This is a genomic window from Streptomyces sp. NPDC006610, assembly GCF_040611575.1.
Lineage (GTDB): Bacteria > Actinomycetota > Actinomycetes > Streptomycetales > Streptomycetaceae > Streptomyces.
The window spans coordinates 32,854-55,759 of the sequence record NZ_JBEXOP010000037.1 but is presented as its reverse complement, the minus strand read 5'-3'; the positions used below and the strand labels follow the sequence as shown (position 1 = coordinate 55,759).

Sequence of the window (22,906 nt, the reverse complement as noted above, 5' to 3'; positions counted from 1 at the left end):
TTTCGGACACTTGCATGATGTGGCAGCGCGCCTTTGTGTTCCCCAAGCCGTGGACCAGTGCTCAGCGGCTGACTTCGAGGTTCGTCAGAACGAGCAGGGCGCGCAGGAGTTGGGTGGCGTCGGCGGCGGCGGTGCGGGGCTTGGTGAGGATCCGCCAGTTCTTGAGGTGGGCGAAGCCGTGCTCGACCGGCGCGCGTCCGACGGCGAGTACGCGGTTGGCTTCCTTCTGGTCGGGAGTGAGCTTGTGAGTGCGGCTGGCGGAGAAGCCGGTGACGATCACGGGCAAGTACGTCGTTGTCCAGGCCGCGAAAGCCGAGGTCCGCGAGGGCGCCGAGGCCGACGGCGCGCAGGTGGGCCAGGATGTGGTCGTGGCGGGCGGCGGTGTTGTCGTAGGCGCGGCCGGGCCGAGTGTCGGATATCCAAACCAGGCGGCCCCTCTCGTCGGTGAGGGCGAGGAAGTGCAGACCGTGATGGCGGTGCTTGCCGGAGTAGTTCCTGCGGTCGACTCTCCCGGTGCGGCGCTGGGTATGGACAAGGGTGCCGTCAATCAGGACGACCTCCCCTCCGGGGCCGCCCCGCGCGGTGTCTGCCGTCAGGTGGCGGAGTCCAGGGTCTTCCCGCGGCGCAGGGCGCGGGCACACCAGCCGATGACCATGGCGTTGATCAGCGCTCCGGCAACGATGGAGAGCAGGAACATCGCGTCGCCCTCGGGCAGGAGCAACAGCAGTACGAGGCTGGACGGGATGGTGGCGAACATCGGGATGACGACTGCCATGGACCCGTCGGAGGCGGCCACCAGCGCCCATCCGAGCAGCAGGGCACAGCCCGTCAGGTAGATGCGGGCGGCGGCAGTACCGAGGACACGGCACACACCGCGTAGGACGGGCAGACCTGGGCCGGTCATGGTGAAGGACTCCTGGAGGGTGGTGGCCGGTGGCCGGTGGGCTGTTAGGCGGGGGAGTGGGGCGGGTTGGGGTGGGCCAGGCCGAGGTCGTAGGCGAGGATCGTCGCCTGGACCCGGTCGCGCAGTTCGAGTTTGCGGAGCAATGCGTTGACGTGGGACTTCACTGTGCCGACGGTGATGCCGAGGTGCTGGGCGATTTCGGTGTTGGTGAGCCCCGCGGCGATCAGTCCGAGGACGCCGCGCTCACGGCCGGTCAGGCTGTTCAGTTCGCGTGGGGTGCTGCTGTCCGGCATCCCGGTAGGGGTTCTGGACGCGTAGTGGCCGATGAGTCGGCGGGTGGCGGACGGGGCGAGGACGCTCTCGCCCGCGGCCACCACCCGGATGCCGTGCAGCAGTTCGCCGGGGTGCACGTCCTTGAGGAGGAATCCGGAGGCGCCTGCGCGTAGAGCGTCGAACACGTACGCGTCGAGGTCGAAGGTGGTCAGCACCAGGACACGGGGTGCGTCGGGACGGCCGGTGATGATCCGGGTGGCGGCGATGCCGTCGAGTTCGGGCATGCGGACGTCCATGAGGACCACGTCGGGGGCCAGTTCCCCGGCGAGCCGTACCGCTTCGGCGCCGTCGGCGGCCTCACCGACGACCGTCATGTCCTCCTCGGCGTCGATCACGGCGGCGAACCCCGCTCGTACGATGCCCTGGTCATCGACGACCAGCACCCTGAGGCTCATCGTTGTCCCTCCTCGTCATCCTGCTGCACAGTCGGCGCCGCGGTCAGCGGCAGCAGGACGCGGACCGGACCCGTCGGGTCGGCGGTGACCGTCCCGCCCGCCACCGCCGCCCGCGTCGACAGCCGTCGGCACAGGACGGAACGCACGGTGTCCGGGACTCCGATCACCGTGATCGTCAATGCGGTGTCGTCCGCGTCCAGTTCCACCGTCATCGGCTCCTCGCCGCCGGCCGCGAGTACCGTTTCGCAGGCATGGTAGGCAGCCAGGTCCACGACGGTGGGCAGCCGTCTCGGTATCCGGTCGGCCAGGCGTATCTCGACGTCGCGGCCGGTGGCCCGGATCTGACGGCCCAGGAGGTCGAGGGCCTGCAGGGTGGGCCGCGGCCGCAGCGCGGGCGTGGTCTCGGCGTCCCGGACCGTGTCGAGCAGGGTGCGCATCGCGGCGAGGGCCTCGCGGGCACGTTCGACGGTTTGGTCGAGCCGGCCCGACTCGGCCTGCGCGACCATGTCGGCGGTCCGCGCCAGCACGGTGGTCTCCAGCCCGGTGGCGATCCGGCGGCGTTCGGCCCAGGCGTCCCGCACCGCCTCCTCGGTCCAGGCCGCGAGCTCTCCGGCCTGCGCACTGCGCTCGGCCCGGCGGTGACGCCCGCGCAGGGTCCCGCCCCACCAGGCCGCGCCGACCAGCAGGGCCGCCAGCCCCGTCGACCCCGCGACGAGCGCCCAGAGAGGGAAGGAGGTGCCCCGGTGCACCAGTGCGGCGGTCGTGGCCGCCGCGTGCACCAGCACGGCCACGACCGGGCCGGCCCCCACGGGCGACAGGAGCGGGCGGCCTTCGGCGACGGGCGGTCCGGTGGCGGCCGTGCGCGCCGCGGCAGAGGCGATCACCGCGCAGGTGGCGGCCGTGCTCAGCAGGGACGGCAGGAGCACCCACCCGGTGTACGCACCCACGGCCGTCGCCATTGGCCAGAGCAGGGCCAGACCCAGGACGACGCCCTGGGCGGCGCGTGGCGCCCGGCGTCGCCACAGCAGTGCGAGCGCCTGTCCTGCGGCCAGCAGCGCGAAGAGCGCGCCTGCCGACGCCCCCGGACCGCTCGACGCGGATGCCGCCCGGATGATCAGTGAGGGCAGCAGCGGTTGCACGGCAAGGCCGACGGCGGCCGTCACCTGTGCCAGGCGGTACTGCCACGGCACCGACCGCTTCACCGAGGCGGCGGCGAGCCGGCCGGGCAGGACCGCGTTCACCTCCCAGCCGCCCTCCGCCGTCGGGCCGCTGGTCAGGGTGCCGCCGGCCTCCCGGGCTCGCGACCGCAGAAAGCTCTGGCCGCGCCCCGAGCCGAGGCCGGCGCCGTGCGCCGGCGAACCGGCCGGCGGTGCGGCGCTGGTGACGACGACCTCCGTGCGGGCGTCGCCGTAGCGGCAGGTCACGGTGGTGCGTGCACCGGGTGCGTGCCGTGCCACGTTGGTCAGCGCCTCGCGCACGATGCCGTACGCCGCGTCCCCGAGGGCACCGTCCGGCAGTGCGTCGATCTCGCACTCCACGTGCTGGCCGAGCTGGGAGAAGCCGGCGACCAGAGCCAGCATCCGCTCCCTGGGTGCTGGCTGCTGCTGGTCCGGTGAGGGTGCCGGCGCCCGCACGGCGCCGAGCGCACGGGTGACCTCACGGCCGGTCTCGGCGGCGAACCGGAGAGCCTCGTCGGCCAGTTCGGGGCGGCGGTCGCGCAGCCCGAGTGCCGCACCCGCCGTGACGACCACGGCCGTCAGATGGTGTGCGCTGACGTCGTGCAACTCCCGTTCCATCCGCCTGCGTTCGACCGCCGGGAGCCGGTGACGCTCGATCTCGGCCCGCTTCAACCGCTGTTCGGCGGCCTGCCGCGCGAGCCGGCTGCGCCGTGCCAGCATTCCGGCGGCGGACGCGGCGGTGTACAGCACGGCCGTCAGGACGAGGTCGAGCCCGTCGCGGTCGCTGAGCCCGTGCAGGCTGATGCCGTACAGGGACTGCCAGGAGACGAGCGTCATCACGCACAACAGGGCGGTGAAGGTGTCACGTTCGTCGGCCACGGTGAACAGGGCCAGGGCCACACCCGCCGTCCCCAGCACCGCCATGGCGCCGACGGGCAGGGGACCGGCGCCCAGCGCACAGGCGGCGGCGACCAGGACGAGGGTGGTCACCGGTCTCGAACGGCGCAGCGAGAGCGTGGCCGTCACCAGCCCGGCGACGAGGGCCGCCACGAAAAGGGCGGACCCCGCCGGGACGGTCCCGCGGATCACATCCGTTCCCGGCCACACCACGGCCTGGACGCCGAGCAGCACAGGGGGCAGAAGCCGGTCGTCGGTGTTCTTCATAAGGGATCAAGATTAGGACCGCAGGTGAGCGGCTGTCCTCGGGCTCGGGGCGGACGGTTCTCTCTACCCTGGGGTGCAGACCCTGCACCTGCGGTTCGACGCGGTGATCATCCCGCAGCGTGAGGATCCGGCCGGGTACCCGGCCATAGTCTCGATCACGTCGGGAAAGCAGCCGACCGAACACCGGTCCTTCCACGCTCTCCCGCCCGTCGACACTCCACTCACCAACAGAAGGATCCATCGTGTCCAAGCGCGTTCTGGTCCCGTCCGTCATCGGCGTCGTCGCCCTCGGCGCCATCGCCGTCGGCGGCTACGCCATGGCCTCCACCACCACGCAGCCGACCGTGAAGAACGGCTCCGCCAGCTACACCGCTCCGTCCCAGCAGGGCGAGGGCAAGCTCACGTACACCGCGGACGTGAGCGACGACTCGGGTGTCCGCGAGCTCAGGGTCATCGCGTGGCCGACCAGTTCCGAACTCGCGCCGACGAAGGCGGAGCTGCGGTACGTGGACAAGGCCACGTGCCACAGCACCTCGGACGAGACCTCCCGCTGCACCTACACGCTGAAGGTGACGCAGCAGGACGCGGCCGATCTCGCGGAAGGCGCATGGCATGTGTCGGTTCTGGCGACGGCGAAGGACGGCGACACCAAGTTCGTGTCCCGCGCGGCCACGCTCGACGTCACCCGCTGACCCGTCACCGGAGCCGGACACCCCGGGGGAGGACCGGCCCTGGTGACGCCCGTCCCCGCTGCCGCGTCGGCTCCGCATCCGAGGGTCGCTGCCACGAGCAGCCCGCCACCCCCTTCCTTCCCGCCGGGCGCCGTCCCCGTCCGTGTGCCGGCACCCCCGCCGCAGTGTCGCGCATCGGGCGGCCTGTCCGTCGGCACCTCGGTACGGGTGCCGCGCGTGGTCCGGTGAGAGGCCCGCGCCCGGCCGGTGGCGCTGTCGCCCGACGCCCGGCGCGTCGCGGAGACGGCGGCCCTGTTCGGCCCGGTCGAGGCGTGGTTCCTGGCTCGCCTGCGAGTTGCCCCTCACCACCGTACCGGTGGGGCTGGAGGACGCCGGCGACAGCGGCTGATGGTGACCCGGCTGCGGGCCGACGGCCCGTCGCCGCCTGCCGCGTACGCCTTTTCCTGCAAACTCGTCCGCGGCACGCTGCTCGCCGACATACCACCCTCCCGTCCTTACGCCGCCCGGACGGCGGTGGCTCGGGTGAAGAGCGGTCGGCGGAGCGGAGGGCCGACCGGGCCCCTTGCCGGTTGCCGCCGCATCACCCAGCAGGGCTGACGTCCGGTAAGGGCTTTCACGTACTCGAGCATCACTTTCTTGCGTGGAGTCCCGCGCGCCGGTTCAGGGGTGGTGGCATCCCAAAAAAGGGTAAAGGCAAGTGATTGCCCACAATTCAGTCGAACTATGTTTTTCCCTCGGAGTCGGGCCCGCCTTGCCGGCCCGACCCGATCAGGGCGACAACCCGCACACAGAAGGACGTTGAAGATGCGAATCACCCGATCGGCCCAGTCCGCTCGGCTGTTCACCCTGCTCGGTGTCGCGGCCGTGGGCCTGTCCGTCACGGCCGTGACCCTGCCCGGCGATGCCGACGCGGCACCCCGCCACCACCAGAGCCGGCCGACGATCGTGCTGGAGCACGGCGCGTTCGCCGACGCCTCCAGCTGGGACGGTGTCGTCCAGCGCCTGGAGCGCGCCGGTTACCCGGTGGTGGCCGCCGCCAATCCGCTGCGCGGCCCGGCGAACGACGCCGCCTACCTGCGCAGCGTCGTCCAGTACATCGACGGGCCCGTGGTCCTGGTCGGCCACTCCTACGGCGGCACCGTCATCAGCCAGGCCGCCGCAGGACTGGAGGACAAGGTCAAGGCCCTCGTCTACATCGCCGCGTTCCTGCCCGACACCGGCGAGAGCTCGCTCGGACTGACGAACAAGTTTCCCGGCAGCACCCTCGGCAACGTGATCGACCCGGTGAACTACACACTGCCGGACGGCAGCCAGGGCGCCGACGTCTACATCGAGCCGGACAAGTTCCACCGGCAGTTCGCCGCAGACGTGTCGGCCGGCCAGGCCCGGCTCATGGCCGCCGGCCAGCGTCCGATCGCCGCCGCCGCACTCGAGGAGAAGTCCACGAAGGCCGCCTGGAAGACCATCCCCTCCTGGTCCCTGGTCACCACCGAGGACCTCAACATCCCCGTGACCGCCCAGCGCTTCATGTCGCACCGCGCCCACTCCCGCACCACCGAGATCGACGCATCACACGCGGTGTCCGTCTCCCATCCCGACGCCGTGACCCGCATCGTCGAGACGGCCGCCCGCACGGTCCGCTGACCCCGGACCGCACCCGGCCTCACCTCCCACACCACAACCCGCACCGAAAGGCAGCCACCACCATGGCGTTCATCACCGTCGGCCAGGAGAACACCACCCCCATCGACCTCTACTACGAGGACCACGGCAGCGGGCAGCCGGTCGTGCTGATCCACGGCTATCCGCTCGACGGCCAGTCCTGGGAGAAGCAGGCCGCAGCCCTGCTGAAGGCCGGCTACCGCGTCATCACCTACGACCGGCGCGGCTTCGGCCGCTCCAGCCGGCCCACCACCGGCTACGACTACGACACCTTCGCAGCCGACTTGAACACCGTCCTGGAGACCCTCGACCTGAACGACGCCGTCCTCGTCGGCTTCTCCATGGGCACCGGCGAAGTCGGCCGCTACCTGGGCACCTACGGCGCGGCCCGGATCGCCAAGGCCGCCTTCCTCGCCTCCCTGGAGCCCTTCCTGCTCAAGACCGACGACAACCCCACGGGCGTCGACGCCGACGTCTTCGAGGGCATCGAGCAGGCCGTCACCACCGACCGCTATGCCTACTTCACCGCCTTCTACCAGGACTTCTACAACCTCGACGAGAACCTCGGCACCCGCATCAGCGAGGAGGCCCTGCGCAACAGCTGGAACGTCGCCGCCAACGCCTCCTGGTACGCCTCGCTGGCCTGCGTGGCCACCTGGACCACCGACTTCCGCGCCGACATCGCCAAGATCGACGTGCCGGCGCTGATCCTGCACGGCACCGCCGACCGGATCCTGCCGATCGGAGCCACCGGGGAGCCGTTCCACCGGGCGCTCCCGCAGGCCGAGTACGTAGTCGTCGAGGGCGCCCCGCACGGCCTGCTGTGGACCCACGCCCAGGAGGTCACCGACTCCCTGCTCGCCTTCCTGGCCAAGTGACCGGCGCCCGGCGGGCTTTGCTGCCGGGGGGGGGAGAACCACCCTGATCCTTGGAGCCGCCAGGAAGAGCAGCTCTTCGAGACGTGTCAACGAGATCGACAATCACGGAGAGTAGGCACACCACAGAAGTCGGCCAGTGCCCCGGTGCTGACAGCGCTGGGGTACTGGCCAGGACAGCATCGGGGTGCTCCTGGTGAAAGGTCCTGGTCATGCCGCAGATGTCCAAGGTCGAGTCGTACGCGGCGATCCGGCGTGGTCACCGTGCCGACATGAAGATGCGCGAGCTTGAGCGCAAGTACAACGGCGTGTCGTGGCGGACGGTGAAGAAGGTTGTGGACTCGGTCTGACCGATGCCGCAGAAGAAGCTTCCGCCGCGGCCGACTGCGCTGGATCCTGCCAAACCGGTGATCGACGAGATGCTGCGGACGGACCTCGACGCGCCACGCAAGCAGCGCCATACGAGCACGCGGATCTTCCATCGGCTCATCCAGGAGCACGACGCCGTGTGTCCTACCAGATGGTCCGGTGCTACGTCTTCGACCGGGAAGCCGGAGATCCTCGCGACCTCGGGCAAGGCCCCGGTCGAAAGCCTTCGTGCCGCAGACCCGCCTGGCCGGCCATGAGGCGGAGGTCGACTTCAGCGACGTGCCCGTGCGCCTGGCCGGCGAGCCGTCCCGGTTCGGGTGGAGCGCGCGGCCGATGTTCTGCACGATCTCGACCTGCGAGCCGCGGGTGTCGGCGAAGCGGACGGCCTCCTCACCCCGCTCGCCGCAGATGTCGACCCCTTCCCCAGAACGCGGCAGCTGGCCAGGAACGCCCGGTGCACCCGCCGGCCGTCGGCGGCGCCTGCGAACTGCCGCAGCACCTCACGCCGCTCGGCGACGAGGTGGTCGCCGCACAGCCACGCCGCCCACACCCGCTCCGGCGGCACCTGCCGCCCGGCCTCCAGCTCGTAGAACCGGGCGCCGATCGACGACGCCGACAACCGGTCCGCGGCCGCCAGAGGGCAAGCCGGGCGATGCGAACGGCCCGTACCGGCGAGCTGCGGACGTCTCAATCGCACGGCACCCCTGAGGGGGGACGCTCTTCTCTGCACCGCTCGAAATCTACTCTCGCCACGATAGACATTCGCTGCTCGGATGGTTATGGTTTCTCTCATCGCCGAGATCGAAGAAAGGCCCGGTAGACACGAACTGCCGGGCCGCAGTACCCGCATGACGGTGCGGTGGTGGAATCCCGAAGCCGGAGTCGCACGGTGGCGACGGGATTGGCTACCGGACCGGGCGGCCCGAAGTGATGAGGGGCCGCCGCGAAGAGGACCGCAGTGACGTGGCCGCAAGACAGATCGGGCGGTCACGTCCCGGCAAGTGATCGGTTCAGGAAGAACGGAGGAGTCGAGCGCCATCAGGATCGCCCGGGCGGCGGAAGCGAGCCCGGGTACCGCAGGACATCGATAGGCAGGTGGTCTCCGGTCACGCATCCGCGATCCCCGCACCCCCGTCGGAGTACCGGGCGGTCGTGCGGAAACAGAAGGCCGGCGCAGCACTAGGGCCGGCAGATGGTTGCAGTTCCTTCGGGGCCTTGGTGCCGTACGGCGCCAAGGCCCCTCCATACGTTCTCCAGAGAGGTGAGATGACAGCAGACGAGGCGCTGAGCCGTCTCGACGACGACGACTACCCCGCCTACACGATGGGCCGGGCCGCAGAACTGCTCGGCACCACTCCCGGCTTCCTGCGCGCCATCGGCGAAGCGCGACTGATCACGCCCTTGCGCTCCAAGGGCGGACACCGCCGCTACTCCCGCTACCAGCTGCGCATCGCGGCCCGCGCACGTGAGCTCGTCGACCAGGGCATGCCGATCGAAGCCGCATGCCGCATCGTCATCCTCGAAGACCAGCTCGAAGAAGCCAAGCGTCTCAACGCCGCATACCGTCGCACCGGCTCCCCGCTCCACCCGCCAACCGCGGCCTGAGACTGCGTCGTGAGCACGAGGCGGCCTGCCGCGGCACGGTGCGCGGCCGGGCGGGACAACGTTCTCGTCCAGATGTTCACGTGGGAGCCAGACGTTCATGTGGGAGTCCCACCGCAGCGCGCACAGCACCTGAACCGTAACCGCGGTTTTCCGGGCCGGGGAGGAGCGACCGTCCCCGGCCCGGTCCACGACGGTGGCCGCCTCAGCGGTACGTAGGGACCCAGCCGACGGAACCCGGCTCACGGCATTCCACAGGCGCCGCCGACCGGTCGACCGGCAACTGCCCGACTGGACCACCAGCTGACCCCGTGCGGGGCTCCTCGCACTCCAGCAAGAACGGGGCACGGGGGAGCGGCCGCTGATGCCGTTCGAGCGCGCGCGTCGTTGCTTCTCGCAGATGACGGTCCGCGCCGGGCTGGTGCGTTCCCCCGGACGGCTCTGTCGTCAAGCTCGGGCCGACCTCACCGACGGACACCTGCCGGCTCAGCCACCTCTCTGTCCGCCCGGGACGCGGCGCCTGAGCCGGGCCCGAACCCCTTGACGATCAGCCACCCGGCCAGCCCCAGCTCCCACGCGAACACCGGGAGTGCGGCGGCCGCTCCCGCCACGGAGAGCTGCGCGTAGGTCCCGAACATCACGGCGACGGCCGAGGCGCAGATCAGTGGCCCGCCGACCAGGCCGAGCAGGGCGATGAAGCGCGGCACGAGCCGTGTGCGGTACGCAAGGTAGGCAAGCAGGACGCTGTTCAGGCCGAGGGCGATGTTGGGCCCGAGCAGGAACGTCCAGTCGTGTACGGCCACCAGCGCGATGTCGGCGCCTGCCGCCGCCTCCGTGTCCCGCCGCAGGGTGACGAGCGCCAGGACGGCGACGATCCCGAGAGCGATGACGGCGGCTTCCAGCAGCCGCCCGAAGGCGTAGCCGAGCGCGAGCCCTTCGCCGTGGCGCCGCAGGACGGGGAACAGCGCAGCCCCGGTACCTGCCACCGCCACCACAAGCACCACCTCGCAGAGCACCCCGAGCAGCGCCCGCGTGTCGGCGCCCTGCGCGAGCCGGCCGTCCGCCGCTTCGAGCAGGGGGCGGTACAAAACGGCTCCGGCTATCGCGGCGGCTTCGGTCAACAGGAACAGCGACCCGGCGGCCACCGCGGTTCTCCGGTCCGGACTCATCTTCTCGGTACCTCTCGCTCGGTGGCGGTGTACGCCGTACACCTGGCGGTGAGCATAGGTGTACGGCGTACACTCGTCAAGGAGAGGGCGCCGTCAAGGAGGGAAGGGGCCTAACCGGAATGACCCGGCAGAAAGCCACGCACACGCATCGGACCCCCCTGAACAGGGACCGCGTCCTGCGCGCCGCCGTCGCGCTCGCCGACGCCACCGGCATCGACGCGCTCAGCATGCGCAGGCTCGCGCAGGAGCTGGACGTCGTACCGATGGCCCTCTACAAGCACGTGGCCAACAAGGAGGAGCTGCTCGACGGCATGGTCGACACAGTGGTCGGCGAGATCGACCCGCCGGCTGCAGGCCCCTGGCAGAGCGCGGTCCGCGGGCGGATCCTCTCGGCCCGGCGGGTCCTGCTGCGCCACCCCTGGGCGGCCCGGGTCATCGAGTCGCGGACCGGCCCCACCCCGGCCGTGCTGGCGTATCTGGACTCCATGGCCGGGAGCTTCCGGGACGGCGGCCTCTCCGCCGATCTCACGCACCACGTCATGCACGCGATGGGCAGCCGCCTGCTCGGCTTCAGCCAGGAACTGTTCGACACCTCGGGCCCCTCCGGCCCGCCGAACCCCGAACTGGCGGCACGCTACCCGCACATCGCGGAACTGGCCGCGACGGCCGCACACGACGAGGGCTCCTCGGTCGGGGGCGGCTGTGACGACCAGTTCGAGTTCGAATTCGCCCTCGACCTCCTCCTGGACGGCTTCGAAAGCCTCCGCCGCCAAGGCTGGACGTCCGCACGGAAGGCGTAGCGGTGCAGAGGGCTCATCCGGCGTCGAAGGGGTCAGGGACGCCCAGGCGGCGGTACTGGTCGAAGTCGTGCCCCGGTCGGCGTACAGACGCCGGGGCTTGCGGCGGGGGCGTCCACGCAGGTCCCGGATCGGCGGGACGGCGTCCAGCAGTAGCAGGAGCCGGGTGACGTTGTAGCGGTTGCCGCCGGTGAGTGTGACGGCGAACGGGGTTCCGTGGCGGTCGACGATCAGGTGGTGCCCGCCCCGGCTCCGTTGAGGGCCTCCCGTGCGTTCGTGCCGCCGGCGCAGGAGGGCGAGCGGCTGCGTCAGCCCCTGGGGCTGATGAGGAGGACGTGGCTGCCCATGGAAGGTGCGCCGGACAACGGAGTCGGGCTGGGAGTCGGTGAAGAAGACGGTCGAGCCGCCACGCCTTGCTGGGAAGGCGGTCCTCCCTCTGCGGTGCGGGTCAGCGCTGCGATTCGGATTCCGCCGCGGACAACCTCTCCGGTGCCACGCCCTCCGCGACGTTCAGCTCCTGGGTCCCTACGACGGACAGCAGTTCCAGCTGCTCGGCTCCCGGGCTTCCGGGCGGGGCGGTGAACCACAGCAGGCGTTGCCGTCCGTCCTCGCTGAGGAGGTTGTAGCAGTCGAGTTCGATGACGCCGAGCATGGGGTGGATGATCCTCTTGTGGTCCATGCGGCGCACCGCGACGTCGTGGGTGTCCCAGAGGGCTGCGAACTCATGGCTGCGGCGGCGTAGCACGGCGACCATCTTCGTGACCTCCTCGTCCCGGCCGCGTCGGGCGGCCGCTGCTTGGAGGTCGGCCACGAATACCCGGGAGTGCTGGGGGTGGTCCTCGGGCGGGTAGATCTCGCGCGCCTGCGGGTCGGTGAACCAGCGGTACACGAAGCTCGCCGCCGGGCCGCGGCGTGCCGGGGACTTGCCGAGCAGGGTCAGGGCCAGGTCGTTTTCCACCAAGGTTTCGTGCAGGTCGGTGATGACGCGTGCGGGAGTGTTGGACAGCCGGTCCAGGAGTCCGAGGAGGGCGGGCTGCACGTGCGCCGATGGTCCGCGGACGGACGGAGGGATCGGCCGTTCGGCCAGGTGAAACAGGTGGTCGCGCTCGTCGCCGTTCAGGCGCAGGGCTCGGGCGAGGGCGGGCAGGGTCTGGGCCGACGGCTGCACCCTGTTCTTCGTGCTGCCGCGTTCCAGCTCGGTGTAGTAGTCGGCTGACAACCCCGCCAGCTGCGCGACTTCCTCGCGGCGCAGCCCGGGGACGCGCCGGCGCGGGCCGTGGGGGAGACCGACCTCGGCGGGACGGATGCGGTCGCGGCGTGTCCTGAGGAAGGCACCGAGTTCTGAAAGGTTCACCCCTCCATGGTTGCTCGTACACCAGTGCACAGCCAGGGGGTGGCATCCCCTGGGTGGACGCAGCCCTGGCTGGGGAGGGGGGGCCGGCCGATCGTGGAGGACGCAGCAGGGCGACGGCAAGGCCGCGGCCCGACCCCCATCCACCACAGGAGTCAGCCATGCCCATCCCTACTCCCCTCGACGGGACCGTTGCCTCGGCCCAGCCCTCCGCCTCACCCCGTGTCGCGATCGTCACCGGTGGCTCGCGCGGCATCGGCCGCCGGACCGTCGGTCGACTGGCCGCCGACGGGTACGCCGTCGTGGTCGGCTACGCCGGCAACCGGGACGAGGCCGAAGCCGCCGTGAAGGAGGCCGTCACCAGCGGTGGCCGGGCGATCGCAGTGCGCGCAGACGTCGCCGACGAACATGCAGTCGCAGCCCTGTTCGACGCGGCCGAAGCAGAGTTCGGCGGTGTCGACGTCGTTGTACACGCGGCCGGGCGGATGCACCTGGCACCGATCGCCGAGCTGGACCTGGCCGTCCTGGACGACCTGCACCGCACCAACATCCGCGGCACGTTCGTCGTCGTCCAGCAGGCCGCCCGTCGGGTGCGCCCCGGCGGCGCGATCGTGACGTTCTCCACGTCCGTGGTGGAGCTGGCTTTTCCGGGCTACGGCGCGTACGCCGCAAGCAAGGGCGCGGTCGAGGCGCTGACGCTGATCCTGGCTCGGGAGCTGCGGGGCCGGGACGTCACCGCCAACACCGTCGCGCCCGGCCCCACGGCCACCGACCTGTTCCTGGACGGCAAGGACGAGGAGACCATCGCCCGCCTGGCCGCCCAACCCCCGCTGGAGCGCCTCGGTGCCCCGGACGACATCGCCGAGGTGGTCGCGTTCCTAGCCGCACCGGCCGGCCACTGGGTCAACGGACAGGTCATCCACGCCAACGGCGGAATCATCTGAGCCGCCCGCAGCCTTCCCCAATCGATCAACGAACGGCCTTGTCATGACGAACGACGAAACAGGGAAGGTCATTCTCGTCACTGGGGCCTCCAGCGGCATCGGGGCGCTGTCCGTGCGTGCTCTGGCCCTCGCCGGTCACACCGTGTACGCGGGCATCCGCCAGACCACGACCCGCAACGCGACCACGGTGGCCGACCTGACGCGCTACGGCACCGACCACCGGGTCGACGTGCACGCCGTCGAGCTGGACGCCACCTCCCAGGACTCCGCCGACGTTGCAGTCGACCGGATCCTCGCCGAGCGCGGCCGGCTGGACGTGGTCGTGCACAACGCCGGGCACATGGCCCTGGGCGCCGCCGAGGCGTTCACCCCCGAGCAGTTCGCGGACCTGTACGACGTGAACGTCCTGGGCACGCAGCGCGTCAACCGCGCCGCCCTGCCGAAGCTGCGGGAGCAGGGCTCGGGGCTGCTGATCTGGATCGGCAGCTCCAGCACTCGCGGCGGCTGCCCCCCATTCCTGGCCCCCTACTTCGCGGCAAAAGCCGCAATGGACGCTCTGGCCGTCAGCTACGCCGCCGAGGTACTCCCGTTCGGCATCGACACCGCGATCGTGGTGCCCGCGCGTTCACCACCGGCACCCACCACTTCGCCAACGCAGGCGCCCCCGCCGACACCGACCGTGCGGAACTCTACGATCGGCCTCACCGACCCCTGACGGACGATCCGGGCAAGCGCCTGGCCGCGCTCGCCCCTTCGGACGCCGATGTGGCCGAGGTCGCTGAAGCCGTCGCGCGCCTGGTCGCGATGGAGCAAGGAACCCGGCCCAGAACCCGGCCCCTGCGCACCCACATAGACCCCAGCCGGGACGGCGGCGAAGTCGTCTCCGCGGTCGCCGACCGCGTCCGCGCCGACTTCTTCCGCCGCATCGGACTGGACAGCCTGCTCACCGCAGGCAGCTCCCTGTAACGCCTCACTGAGAAAAGGAACGACCCGCCATGCCTTTCGCGAACTTCAAGGTCCCCGAGAAGACCCTCACCCCGAAGCAGAAGGAGGAGATCGTCACCCGCACCACCGAGTTGTACGTCGAGCTCTACGGTGAGCGCGCCCGCAGCAACACCATGGTGCTGATCGAGGAGGTCGCCGACGGCGGCTGGGGCATCTCCGGCAACGTGCTGACCCTCGCCATGCTCGGCGAGGCGACACCGACCGACACCAGCGACGCCTGACCGCACCCACCGGTCGTCATTCGGCCGGACAGCACCTTGAACCGAGGGCCGCCGGGGCGAGCGTCCGCCAACACGGCCTCGTTGATCCGGGGGCCTGTGAGATCAGCGAAGCCCTTCATTGCGTCCCCGTACTCGATCGGTCCGCGGTGTCCGCCGGGTGCGGGGACGGGCACGGCAGCCGTCAGCCCCAAGTCGAGCCGCTCAGAGGGCTGCCCTCTTCCACTGAACCCGTGACGTGTATCACCTGAACATGGACAACGCGGCGGTGCCGGTGTTGCGGGTCCGGCGGCGGGGTCGCGGTAGGCGTTGAGGGTTCGGTGAAGGGGGTGCCGCGATGGTCGATGTCGCTGCCGGGGCTCGGCCGGTCAGGTAGGCGTCGCCGGCGGCGTCAGCCAGGTGGCCAGGGCACGCGGCGTAGCCGGCAACGTGGATCCCGCGGCAGCCGACGGGGTCGGCAGCAGGGTTGGCGCCGTGCGCGTAGTGCGGCCAAGCTAGCAATGCGGCGGTCGTGCTCATGGCGCGGCGGCTTCAGGGTGCCAGGCGCTTGTATGGGCGGCTGGACCGGCTCCGCGTACGCGGCGTCCGGTGACGTGGCGTGGTGCGGCCTCGGCGGCCGGGAGCGGGCAGGCGTTCGGCGGCGAGTTGGGGGCGTGGCACCGGGCTGGTGCCGCGCGCGGGAGGTGTCGGCGTGGCCGGGTGGTGCCCAGCGGGCGGCGTTCGGTCAACGCCCGATTCTCCCGGCCCGCACCGCTCCCGCGCCCCGGGACAACCATGGAGAGCACGCGCGACGCGGGCACCGAGTGGTCCTCAACTCTCGTGTGCCGGACTTGTACCGGCAGTACTCGAGGGCCAGAGTCGGCGTCGTCGCAGCACCGCGCCGCTCGCCCGGCCTGCGATGGGGATTGTGGTGACTGGTCCCTGCTGGTCCCTGCTGGTCCTCTGGGGATTGCGGGGCTAACTCGCGCGCCCTGCATTCTCACGCCGTCCTGCCCCATAGACCTCTCATGCCCGGTGGTTCGCCGGTAGGACCGCAGGGGCGGCCAGCTTGGCTCCCAGGCTTCCTCTGCCGGCCCCCAGAGCACCCGGCGCCCGGCGCGTCCAGCAGCAGCTTGCGCCGCTCCATCAGCTCCCCGGCCCGCATCGCCGTCCGCTGTTCACATGTGCCGCAGCGCGGCGGCATGACCGTCTCTGCCACCGCCCGCGTCGCGGCCGTCCGCTGGGCGATGGGCGACGGCGCCATGGTGACGTGCACCGGCCCCGGCACCCCTACCGGGCGAGTGCCGACGCGGCCGCGTCCCCGGACTGCGGGCACCGCTGCACCCGCACCTCCGCAGACCGGCCCGGCGCCCGCTGCGCCGTGCCCGCCACCTCCGCCTGGACCGTCACCTGGCGCGTCGAGGGTGCCGAGACGAACGCCGGCGGGTGGACGGAAACCCGCACCAGCACGCGACCTGTCGTCGTCGGCGAGGCCCAGCAGGTCCTCAACTGGACTCGCGCGGAGTCGTCCGAGTGCGCGGTGCCGGCCTGGTCACGGCGGCTGCTGCTGGAGAGGGCTTTGTGCCGGTGGTGGAAATGGCTTTTGAGTGCGTCGTGAGCCGTCGGTGAAGCTGTGGTGGAGACTCGCCTGCTGAGGCCGCTGGGTTGGTTGCTGCGGGTGTGGGCGGGCTGGTGTGGGTGACTGGGCGCGGGAGGGTTGGGAAACAGCCCTGGGGGTTCTTCGCCGTCGAGTGGTCGGCGGAGAACCCTTTGACGCGTCCGGTGCGGGGACTTGGTCCAGTGCGGGCAGGTGCTGGGTGCCTGGTCGCGGGCAGCTGTAGTCGAAGGGCAGGACAACCGGCCGGGCCGGCGCCGACCAGGCGCTCATCCAGCGCGACCAACTGCCGATGGGGGTGCGGGGCGTGGCCATGTGAAGGATGTCCGGCCGGGCCAGCCGGGCGGGGTGCGAGACGGCTGTCTCCGCCAGCAGCAACGCCGCGTCGACGGCCTTGGTCGTACTCGGGCACGGCACGGCGCGGGTGGCGACGTCGATGGAGGTGGTGAGTTTCGGGCCGAGTCAAGCGCCTGTCGTTGAAGGGCGCGAGAACGTCCAAGCAGGCGGCGTCGACCTGGACTTGTTCGCCGGGCCACAAGGCCGTGGCGGGGGTGAAGTCACGCCCGTCGACGCTCGCTGGCACCTGCCTTACGGGCCCGGCAGCGAACGACCAGTGCGGCCGCAGTACGACCTGGGTGCGGCACACGCAGGCCGAGCGGGAACAGGATCGGGGCCGGCAGCCTGCGGCGCATCGACGCCGATGACGGTTTAGCCGGGGCCGGAGGACAGGCGCCCGGCGAGCTGGCCCGGACAGCGGGGGCCCGCCGCCGCTGTCCGGGCCGACGAGCCGGATCTCCTGGCCGGAGAGGGCGACCACCTGCCATGTCACGCCGCTGAACCGGACGCGCGCACCGACCTTCACGGCCGGTCGGGCACCGCGTGCAGTCACCGGGCGCCCTCTCCGTGACCGGGCTGCCGTTCCGGCCCCGCAGCCCGACGAGGGCCCGTTCGTGCAGCGGCGTCGTGAGGTCGGCCGTCAGTTGTCCGTGCCAGCGGAGGACACCTCGGCCTGCACCCGGCACATCAGAACAGGCACATAGCCACCGGCGCCCCGGACGTTTGCGCCCGCCCCGCCCGAGTGGCGCCGTTCAAACCGAATAGATGCTGCGCTTTTGCGCGCGCCAGGGAACCAGGTCCGCGCCGGCGCGGGCGGGCTCGATGGAGCGTTCGGGGCTCCGGTGGTTACTGGCCGGGGTGAACGGCCTGGACGCCGGTGCCCTCGTACGCCTTCGGTGTCAGGGTGAGCAGGAACCGTCCGCGGGGGTGGGCAGGGGAGGGCCGTGCGGCGTGGATGGCGTGGACGGCGGCCCAGGAGTGCCCGAAGCGCAGCAGCTCGGTGGCGGTGACCGCGGCATCGGTGTCGAACGCCTCGATCCGGATGAACCGCAGCGCTGGGACATGGGCGACGGCGCCACGGTGACGTGCACTGAAGATCAACAGTTTTGGAGCGTTGATGCACCGCAGAAGTTGAGCGAATCCGTTGTTTCGGCAGCACCGGATACGGCGGAGTGCCCGGGACGGCCTCGCACCGCAACACGGTGGTGGGGATTCCTCGGATTCACCTGGCGTCCCCTGAGCCGATATGGGTGAGCACCGCGGCGGCACCGTCTTCTGCTGCGATGCGGTGGCCGAGTTCGGTCGCGCGGCGTCGGTGGGCCGGCTCGGACAGGCAAACCGTGATCGCGTCCCCGAGGGCTTCGGCGGTCAGGTCCTGGAACGGCACGGGTCGGGGGGCGACCCCCAACTCGTACAACCGGGACGCCCAGAACGGCTGGTCGGCCATGACGGGAACGGCCACAGCGGGCACTCCTGCCCGTAGTCCGGCTCCGGTCGTACCCGCCCCGGCGTGATGGACGACGGCGGCGGTACGAGGGAAGAGCCAGTCGTGCGGGACGTCGCCGATGGCCAGAACGTCGTCGCCCCAGCCACTCAGTTCGGCCCACCCCGCCTGCACCACCGCACGTACCCCCGCCTGCCGTACAGCCGCCGTCACCAGCTCACTGAGCCGTTCCCCCTGTCCTGGCGCCATGCTGCCGAACCCGATGAACACCGGCGGCGGACCGGCCTCGAGGAAGTCGACCAGCTCGGCCGGGGGTTGCCACCCGTCCGGCCGCGCGGGCCACCAGTAGCCCGATACTTCCGCCCGCGACGGCCAGTCCCCGGGGCGCGGCACCACCAGCGGGCTGAAGCCGTGGAAGACGGGTCGGATGTCCTCCGATGAGGACGACGCGCCGGCGCGGGGCAGCTCGAGGAGGGCGCGCAGCCGGGTCACGGCGCCCGCGAAGGCTTCTTCCGCGCGTCTCACCACGTCCCGACCTGCGGCGAGGTTGCCCTCCGGCCCCGGGCCGCCGACGGTGCTGCGTGCGTTGGGCAGCGCGAATGCTCCGGTGGCGAAGGCCGGTATGAGGTACGTGCCGATGACAGGGATGCCAAGCGCTTCGCCGACCGCCTGGCCGAGCGGCGCCGGGCCGGAGGCCGTGAGCAGCAGGTCGGCCCCACCCGCAACGGCTTCCGCCACCCCGTCGGCGAGCCCGTCCGCGTACGCCCTCGTCAGCGCTTGGGCCTCCTCCCGCGACGCCGCCTGGGACCAGTCCCGAATCAGCCCCTGCGGGTCTCCCGGCACAGGCCGGTAATCGAGACCACACCCCTCGATGAGTGCGGCGAAGGATGTGTGAGCGGCCACAGCGACCTGATGGCCGGCGTCCAGCAAGCGCCGTCCCAGGCCAGTAAAGGGCGCGACGTCTCCACGTGAACCGGCAGTGATGATCAGAATCCGCATGCAGCGATTCTCCTTGGCGGATGGCGCCCAGCTACCTCGCCGGCCAAAAGGACTCTCTGCGCACCCACCCCGGCCGTGCGTTGCGCAGCGGGGGCGCGCGTAGTGCGCAGCCGGGCGTCCGCGGCGTCTGGGGCTGCTGTCCGGGTTCCGGGTGCCGGCGTGTGCGGCTGCGCGACGGGTCTGCGCATTGTGGTGCTGGCCTGCATGGCCAGGGTTCATGGTTGGGGTTGGGCAGGGTCATGGTCGGGCGTCGCCATGGGACTGCTAACGCCGCTGCTCTTCCTACTGGTGCTGGGCACCGGCCCGGACTCGGCGACAGCAGGAACGCAGGGCTACCGCACCCACCTTTTCCCCGGGGTGATGCCGATGGCCGTGCAGACGCCGGCGACGGCCGTAGGCGCCTCCATCATTGGCTTCGGAGCGATGGGGGTGGGCTTCGTAGTCGCGAGCGAGGCGGCGATGGTGCATGAGCCAGCCGAAGGTCCGTTCGACCACCCAGCGTCGCGGGATCACCTTGCAGCCTTTGAAAAATGCTCCTTGAGGGGTCTCGTACGACCCACGCCACGCTGCCAACAAGGGTCACCTGTCCTCGCCACCGCAGTCATAGTTCTCCACGGCCTCGAAGGCGGGACGGTTGCGCTCGCCGTACACCGGATCCAGGACATCATGCGCGTTGGCACCCGATTCTAAACTGCTCACCGAGGTATCGATCGCCTTGAGTACCGTATGGAACTCTTCGGCGATGTCCGGCGGCGCGCTCGCCTGCATCGGCTCACCGGTATCGGCGATCAAGGCGGCCTTCCTCCGCAGCTCTTCGAAGTCCAGCGGCTCCCCATCAATCGCCGCACCCACTTCGGCGCTGTAGGCAATGACACCCATCTGAAAGAGCGACAGATTAAGGCAGAAGGGCGAGGCCGACGTGGCGCTCGCGCGTGGGGTGGATGCGCTGGGCGATGGGCTGACCGGGGCCGATGTCGGTGGCGCAGCGTCCGGGGAACTGGAGCAGCCCGCCGTCATCAGCGCGGCGGCCATCGCGAGGATCCATCTGCGTGCGGCGGTCATGGGCGGAGAGTAGGCGACGGAGTCCGGGAGGGGTCCCAGCAGACAAACGTCATGCTTCATGAGTGGCTGGCGACGACTCTCTCGTCTGACATCGCAGGTATTCCTCCGACCTCATCACCGGGTCCTCTCGTACCTCTCGCTGTCGCCCGTAGCGATGAGCGGCATTGCTGCGCCTTGGTCGCCGTAGCGTTTGTTGCGTTCCTCATAGCGCTGTTCGAGGTCGACACGGTGGAGTTCACCCGGCAGCAGGTGTTTCTGATCAGCAGGATCCGTACTCGCACAAGGGAGGTAGCCGACCTGGTGTCGGTAAAGGTGGTGCACCCGGGCTCCGCAGGGAGGGTCTACACCCGACGGGATCCCCGACCCCGACCTCCACCACTTCACCGTCGACGGGCCAGGCCGTCGTCCCGGACGCGCTGCTCCGCTACCGGACCGGTCAGGACGGGCAAGGAGCAGCGTTGGAGGTGTTCGTCGACGTCGATCACGCCATCACAGACCCCGCGCGCCGGGCGCGCGGCTGGGTGCCTAGGCGCGTCTGCACGGCCGCGCGCCGCATTCCCGCCCGGGCCTCGGCAGCCGGCGCCCCCAAGGAGGTCGCGGCTGGAACGGCGGGGGCGTCAGGGGTGCGGGGGCCGTTCGTGGTGCCGCGCGGGACGGTGACCGTGCCGGGGCCGTGCTCGCCGCCCGCGGTGACGACGTACGACCGGGTCCGTCCTGTTCGGGCAAGGTCGAGGCAGGGGGCGATCGGCTGGGCGGGGCATCGCTCCCGGCGGCCCCTGTGCCCCCGGCGGTACGCCGGCGCCGACGCCGGGGGCGCCGGCGCCGGGCCGCGGGTCCCGCCGAGGGCTCAGCCCGCCAGTTCCCGGCCGAACGCGCCACCCTGCGCCGAGGACAGGCCCAACTTCGTCGGGGCGAAGGTGAAGGAGCCCGTCGCCGCGGCCGCCGGCAGGTACCAGGCCGCGCCCGCCGGGCTGTTCTCCCCGACCCCGACGGCGGTAAGGTCGGCGCGGCCGTCGCGGTCGATGTCGGAGGCCAGGAGGGCGGAGCCGAAGCCGTCGCCCCACTCGTCCATGTCCGGGATGCCGGCGCTGTCCTGCGTCAGGCGGACGGCCCCCTTGGTGGTGATGCCGGACGAGGAGCCCTTGAGCAGGGTGATCGAGCCGGGGTCGGCGTCGCCCGGCGCGCCGACCGCGAGGTCGTTGTGGCCGTTGCCGTTGAAATCGCCGATCGTCAGGGCGCCGCCGAACTCGTCGCCGTATGCGGCGGAGCCGGGGATGCCGGAGGTGTTCTGGGTGTACGTGACCCGGCGGGTCGAGCTCGGGCCAGAACCGGTCCCGTAGATTACGTGGATCTTGCCGCCGGTGGACGCGGACGGCTCGCTGTCGGGTTCAGCGGGGTTGCCGAGGACGATGTCGCCGTGCCCGTCCTTGTCGAGGTCGCCGATCGCCGCCGTCGAAGCGGCCCGCAGGCTCGCGGCCTTGGCCAGACCGTCCGAGGTGCCCCGGTAGTACACGGCGGTGGCCCGGTGAGCGTCGTGGGAGGGCTTGCTGCCGGTCACGACGAGGTCGGCCTTGGTGTCGCCGCTGACTCGTCCCGCAGTCAGGTCGGGCCAGTCGATGCCGGGCGCGTAGGCGGAGACCTTGCCCGTGGTGCCGGACCTGGTGAACGGGCCGCGGATCAGCCGGATCTTGAACGGCGAGGTACCCGAGTCGCCCTGGGCGGCCACCGCGAGGTCGGGCCGGCCGTCGCCGGTGAAGTCGGCGGCGGCGATGCCCAAGCCGAAGTAACTGCCGGTGAGGGGGTAGGGGTTCCTCACCGTGGTGCCGCCGGACAGGCCGGTGCGCGAACCCCAGATCACGACGACCGTACCCGCGGCCTCCAGCTCGCCGGTCTTCTCGTACCGCGCGCCGACGATCAGGTCGCAGTAGCCGTCGCGGTCGAGGTCGGCGGCGGCGATCCGGTCGCCGAACATGTCGTCCGTCTCGGCGCTGCCGGGGACGCCGGGCGAGTTCTGGCTGATGAGCGTGCGCCTGGCGGTGTTCAGTCCATTCGCGTCGCCGTACACCACGGCCACCTGGCCCGCCCAGGACTTGCCGGCCACGGTGGCGGCCGGCGCCGCGACGGCCACATCCCGGTAGCCGTCACCGTCGAAGTCGCCCTGCAGGCCCGAAGGGCCGGCGGACGCCGGGGCGGTGGTGAGGGGGGTCAATGCCGCGGCGGCCAGGGCGGCGGCCATGAGGCTTGTACGCATGCGCAAGAGGGGGCTCCTGAGGGCGGTGTCGTCCGATGACACGAAGACTCCTCGGGCATGCCGCGGGTTGTACGGATGCCGGGGATTCCCAGATGTCGGGCCGGCTGGGGCCGGTTCCCGTAGTCCCCGCCGGGCGGCGACGCCCGGCTCACTGTCCTGCGAGGGCAAGGCACCCGTGTCCCTTCCGCAGGCCGGCTCTCTGCGCTTTCTCCGGACCTCGCTGGATATGCCAGCCTCACGACCATGAGCGGCGGTGGATGGAACGGCAACGCCGAGAGCCCTCCGGACGACTGACGCAATCGCGGCTGGAGAAGCTCATCGCAGACGATCTGGCACCCCCTCACCAGCCCTTGTTCCGAACCTCCTCAGGGTTGGCGCCACAGCCGCCAGCCGTTCTGGGCGTCCCGGTTGTACGAGTTGGGGGTCACTCCCCGACCTGTTCCGTTCCAGGACTTGACCGCCGAAGCCCTCGGGGACGCGATCACAGTTCGCCTGTCCGAGCCGGCCCACCGACGCCGCGCGACCGAACTCGGCCACCGCATCGCAGCAGAAGACGGTGCCG

19 protein-coding genes and 5 pseudogenes are annotated in these 22,906 nt (G+C 71.1%); 10 read left to right on the top strand and 14 right to left on the bottom strand.

What is annotated here, in order from left to right; all coding sequences use genetic code 11:
• Nucleotides 1-61 precede the first annotated feature (61 nt).
• The 5 genes and pseudogenes from ABZY13_RS25905 to ABZY13_RS25885 all read right to left on the bottom strand — a co-directional run bounded on the left by ABZY13_RS25905 (nt 62) and on the right by ABZY13_RS25885 (nt 3,974).
• On the bottom strand, nt 62-280 hold the full coding sequence (locus tag ABZY13_RS25905) for a transposase family protein (RefSeq protein ID WP_356634796.1): 219 nt from the start codon (nt 278-280) through the stop codon (nt 62-64).
• Nucleotides 204-641 (bottom strand): annotated as a pseudogene (locus tag ABZY13_RS25900) (transposase family protein); the annotation flags it as partial. The pseudogene ABZY13_RS25900 and the gene ABZY13_RS25905, both read right to left, overlap by 77 nt.
• Nucleotides 593-904: a hypothetical protein gene (locus tag ABZY13_RS25895; RefSeq protein WP_356634750.1), complete on the bottom strand. Its 312-nt coding sequence runs from the start codon at nt 902-904 to the stop codon at nt 593-595. The pseudogene ABZY13_RS25900 and the gene ABZY13_RS25895, both read right to left, overlap by 49 nt.
• Nucleotides 905-948: 44 nt before the next feature.
• On the bottom strand, nt 949-1,632 hold the full coding sequence (locus ABZY13_RS25890) for a response regulator transcription factor (protein WP_356634748.1): 684 nt from the start codon (nt 1,630-1,632) through the stop codon (nt 949-951).
• Nucleotides 1,629-3,974, bottom strand: coding sequence for a histidine kinase (locus ABZY13_RS25885; RefSeq protein ID WP_356634746.1), 2,346 nt, complete (start codon nt 3,972-3,974; stop codon nt 1,629-1,631). The genes ABZY13_RS25890 and ABZY13_RS25885 overlap by 4 nt, the downstream gene beginning before the upstream one ends.
• A gap of 242 nt (nt 3,975-4,216) precedes the next feature.
• Here ABZY13_RS25885 and ABZY13_RS25880 point away from each other — a divergent pair, with 242 nt between their 5' ends.
• The 4 genes from ABZY13_RS25880 (at nt 4,217) to ABZY13_RS25865 (ending at nt 7,553) form a co-directional block, all read left to right on the top strand.
• A complete protein-coding gene (locus ABZY13_RS25880) occupies nt 4,217-4,666 on the top strand; it encodes a DUF5707 domain-containing protein (protein WP_356634744.1) in 450 nt (149 codons plus the stop codon).
• A gap of 804 nt (nt 4,667-5,470) precedes the next feature.
• Entirely contained in the window at nt 5,471-6,310 is an 840-nt protein-coding gene (locus tag ABZY13_RS25875) for an alpha/beta hydrolase (protein WP_356634742.1), read from the top strand.
• Nucleotides 6,311-6,372: 62 nt separating this feature from the next.
• On the top strand, nt 6,373-7,206 hold the full coding sequence (locus tag ABZY13_RS25870) for an alpha/beta hydrolase (protein WP_356634740.1): 834 nt from the start codon (nt 6,373-6,375) through the stop codon (nt 7,204-7,206).
• Nucleotides 7,207-7,415: 209 nt separating this feature from the next.
• Entirely contained in the window at nt 7,416-7,553 is a 138-nt protein-coding gene (locus ABZY13_RS25865; RefSeq protein WP_356634802.1) for a hypothetical protein, read from the top strand.
• Nucleotides 7,554-7,871: 318 nt separating this feature from the next.
• On the opposite strand, the pseudogene ABZY13_RS25860 reads toward ABZY13_RS25865, so the two are convergent.
• Nucleotides 7,872-8,209 (bottom strand): annotated as a pseudogene (locus tag ABZY13_RS25860) (helicase); the annotation flags it as partial.
• Between the two features lie 629 nt (nt 8,210-8,838).
• Between ABZY13_RS25860 and ABZY13_RS25855 the strand changes: the two are divergent.
• The gene (locus ABZY13_RS25855; protein WP_356634737.1) at nt 8,839-9,177 is read left to right on the top strand and encodes a MerR family transcriptional regulator; all 339 of its coding nucleotides are present in this window, start codon (nt 8,839-8,841) and stop codon (nt 9,175-9,177) included.
• A 461-nt stretch (nt 9,178-9,638) separates the two neighbouring features.
• Here ABZY13_RS25855 and ABZY13_RS25850 read toward each other — a convergent pair whose 3' ends face one another.
• On the bottom strand, nt 9,639-10,343 hold the full coding sequence (locus tag ABZY13_RS25850; protein ID WP_356634735.1) for a DUF4386 domain-containing protein: 705 nt from the start codon (nt 10,341-10,343) through the stop codon (nt 9,639-9,641).
• Nucleotides 10,344-10,462: 119 nt separating this feature from the next.
• On the opposite strand from ABZY13_RS25850, the gene ABZY13_RS25845 reads away from it, so the two are divergent.
• Complete coding sequence (locus ABZY13_RS25845) at nt 10,463-11,143, top strand: TetR/AcrR family transcriptional regulator C-terminal domain-containing protein (RefSeq protein ID WP_356634733.1); 681 nt, start codon at nt 10,463-10,465, stop codon at nt 11,141-11,143.
• A 46-nt stretch (nt 11,144-11,189) separates the two neighbouring features.
• Here the strand turns inward: ABZY13_RS25845 and ABZY13_RS25840 are convergent.
• Together ABZY13_RS25840 and ABZY13_RS25835 are read right to left on the bottom strand one after the other, a co-directional pair.
• Nucleotides 11,190-11,380: pseudogene (locus ABZY13_RS25840) on the bottom strand (IS5/IS1182 family transposase); the annotation flags it as partial.
• A gap of 208 nt (nt 11,381-11,588) precedes the next feature.
• Nucleotides 11,589-12,494: a helix-turn-helix transcriptional regulator gene (locus ABZY13_RS25835; RefSeq protein ID WP_356634731.1), complete on the bottom strand. Its 906-nt coding sequence runs from the start codon at nt 12,492-12,494 to the stop codon at nt 11,589-11,591.
• Between the two features lie 158 nt (nt 12,495-12,652).
• Here ABZY13_RS25835 and ABZY13_RS25830 point away from each other — a divergent pair, with 158 nt between their 5' ends.
• The 4 genes and pseudogenes from ABZY13_RS25830 to ABZY13_RS25815 all read left to right on the top strand — a co-directional run bounded on the left by ABZY13_RS25830 (nt 12,653) and on the right by ABZY13_RS25815 (nt 16,255).
• Complete coding sequence (locus tag ABZY13_RS25830) at nt 12,653-13,435, top strand: SDR family oxidoreductase (protein ID WP_356634729.1); 783 nt, start codon at nt 12,653-12,655, stop codon at nt 13,433-13,435.
• Between the two features lie 43 nt (nt 13,436-13,478).
• Nucleotides 13,479-14,401, top strand: a pseudogene (locus tag ABZY13_RS25825) (SDR family NAD(P)-dependent oxidoreductase).
• Between the two features lie 29 nt (nt 14,402-14,430).
• A complete protein-coding gene (locus tag ABZY13_RS25820; RefSeq protein ID WP_356634727.1) occupies nt 14,431-14,661 on the top strand; it encodes a 4-oxalocrotonate tautomerase family protein in 231 nt (76 codons plus the stop codon).
• A 1,246-nt stretch (nt 14,662-15,907) separates the two neighbouring features.
• Entirely contained in the window at nt 15,908-16,255 is a 348-nt protein-coding gene (locus ABZY13_RS25815) for a hypothetical protein (RefSeq protein WP_356634724.1), read from the top strand.
• A gap of 1,179 nt (nt 16,256-17,434) precedes the next feature.
• On the opposite strand, the gene ABZY13_RS25810 is transcribed toward ABZY13_RS25815, so the two are convergent.
• The 5 genes and pseudogenes from ABZY13_RS25810 to ABZY13_RS25790 all read right to left on the bottom strand — a co-directional run bounded on the left by ABZY13_RS25810 (nt 17,435) and on the right by ABZY13_RS25790 (nt 22,344).
• Nucleotides 17,435-17,689 carry a hypothetical protein gene (locus ABZY13_RS25810; RefSeq protein ID WP_356634722.1) on the bottom strand — a complete coding sequence of 85 codons (255 nt, stop codon included), beginning with the start codon at nt 17,687-17,689 and terminating at the stop codon, nt 17,435-17,437.
• Nucleotides 17,690-17,810: 121 nt separating this feature from the next.
• Nucleotides 17,811-19,031 (bottom strand): glycosyltransferase, encoded by a 1,221-nt coding sequence (locus ABZY13_RS25805; RefSeq protein WP_356634720.1) that lies wholly within the window; start codon nt 19,029-19,031, stop codon nt 17,811-17,813.
• 282 nt (nt 19,032-19,313) lie between these two features.
• Nucleotides 19,314-19,556, bottom strand: a pseudogene (locus ABZY13_RS25800) (hypothetical protein); the annotation flags it as partial.
• Nucleotides 19,557-19,610: 54 nt separating this feature from the next.
• A complete protein-coding gene (locus ABZY13_RS25795; RefSeq protein ID WP_356634718.1) occupies nt 19,611-20,093 on the bottom strand; it encodes a hypothetical protein in 483 nt (160 codons plus the stop codon).
• Nucleotides 20,094-20,940: 847 nt separating this feature from the next.
• Nucleotides 20,941-22,344, bottom strand: a complete 1,404-nt coding sequence (locus ABZY13_RS25790; RefSeq protein ID WP_356634716.1) for an FG-GAP and VCBS repeat-containing protein — start codon at nt 22,342-22,344, stop codon at nt 20,941-20,943.
• Nucleotides 22,345-22,906: the final 562 nt, after the last annotated feature.

Bases quoted from the DNA above. Each gene is read 5' to 3' on its own strand.
- ABZY13_RS25895 (WP_356634750.1), bottom strand. From the start codon at position 904: ATGACCGGCCCAGGTCTGCCCGTCCTACGCGGTGTGTGCCGTGTCCTC.
- ABZY13_RS25890 (WP_356634748.1), bottom strand. From the start codon at position 1,632: ATGAGCCTCAGGGTGCTGGTCGTCGATGACCAGGGCATCGTACGAGCG.
- ABZY13_RS25885 (WP_356634746.1), bottom strand. From the start codon at position 3,974: ATGAAGAACACCGACGACCGGCTTCTGCCCCCTGTGCTGCTCGGCGTC.
- ABZY13_RS25875 (WP_356634742.1), top strand. From the start codon at position 5,471: ATGCGAATCACCCGATCGGCCCAGTCCGCTCGGCTGTTCACCCTGCTC.
- ABZY13_RS25870 (WP_356634740.1), top strand. From the start codon at position 6,373: ATGGCGTTCATCACCGTCGGCCAGGAGAACACCACCCCCATCGACCTC.
- ABZY13_RS25865 (WP_356634802.1), top strand. From the start codon at position 7,416: ATGCCGCAGATGTCCAAGGTCGAGTCGTACGCGGCGATCCGGCGTGGT.
- ABZY13_RS25855 (WP_356634737.1), top strand. From the start codon at position 8,839: ATGACAGCAGACGAGGCGCTGAGCCGTCTCGACGACGACGACTACCCC.
- ABZY13_RS25850 (WP_356634735.1), bottom strand. From the start codon at position 10,343: ATGAGTCCGGACCGGAGAACCGCGGTGGCCGCCGGGTCGCTGTTCCTG.
- ABZY13_RS25845 (WP_356634733.1), top strand. From the start codon at position 10,463: ATGACCCGGCAGAAAGCCACGCACACGCATCGGACCCCCCTGAACAGG.
- ABZY13_RS25830 (WP_356634729.1), top strand. From the start codon at position 12,653: ATGCCCATCCCTACTCCCCTCGACGGGACCGTTGCCTCGGCCCAGCCC.
- ABZY13_RS25820 (WP_356634727.1), top strand. From the start codon at position 14,431: ATGCCTTTCGCGAACTTCAAGGTCCCCGAGAAGACCCTCACCCCGAAG.
- ABZY13_RS25805 (WP_356634720.1), bottom strand. From the start codon at position 19,031: ATGCGGATTCTGATCATCACTGCCGGTTCACGTGGAGACGTCGCGCCC.
- ABZY13_RS25795 (WP_356634718.1), bottom strand. From the start codon at position 20,093: ATGACCGCCGCACGCAGATGGATCCTCGCGATGGCCGCCGCGCTGATG.
- ABZY13_RS25790 (WP_356634716.1), bottom strand. From the start codon at position 22,344: ATGCGTACAAGCCTCATGGCCGCCGCCCTGGCCGCCGCGGCATTGACC.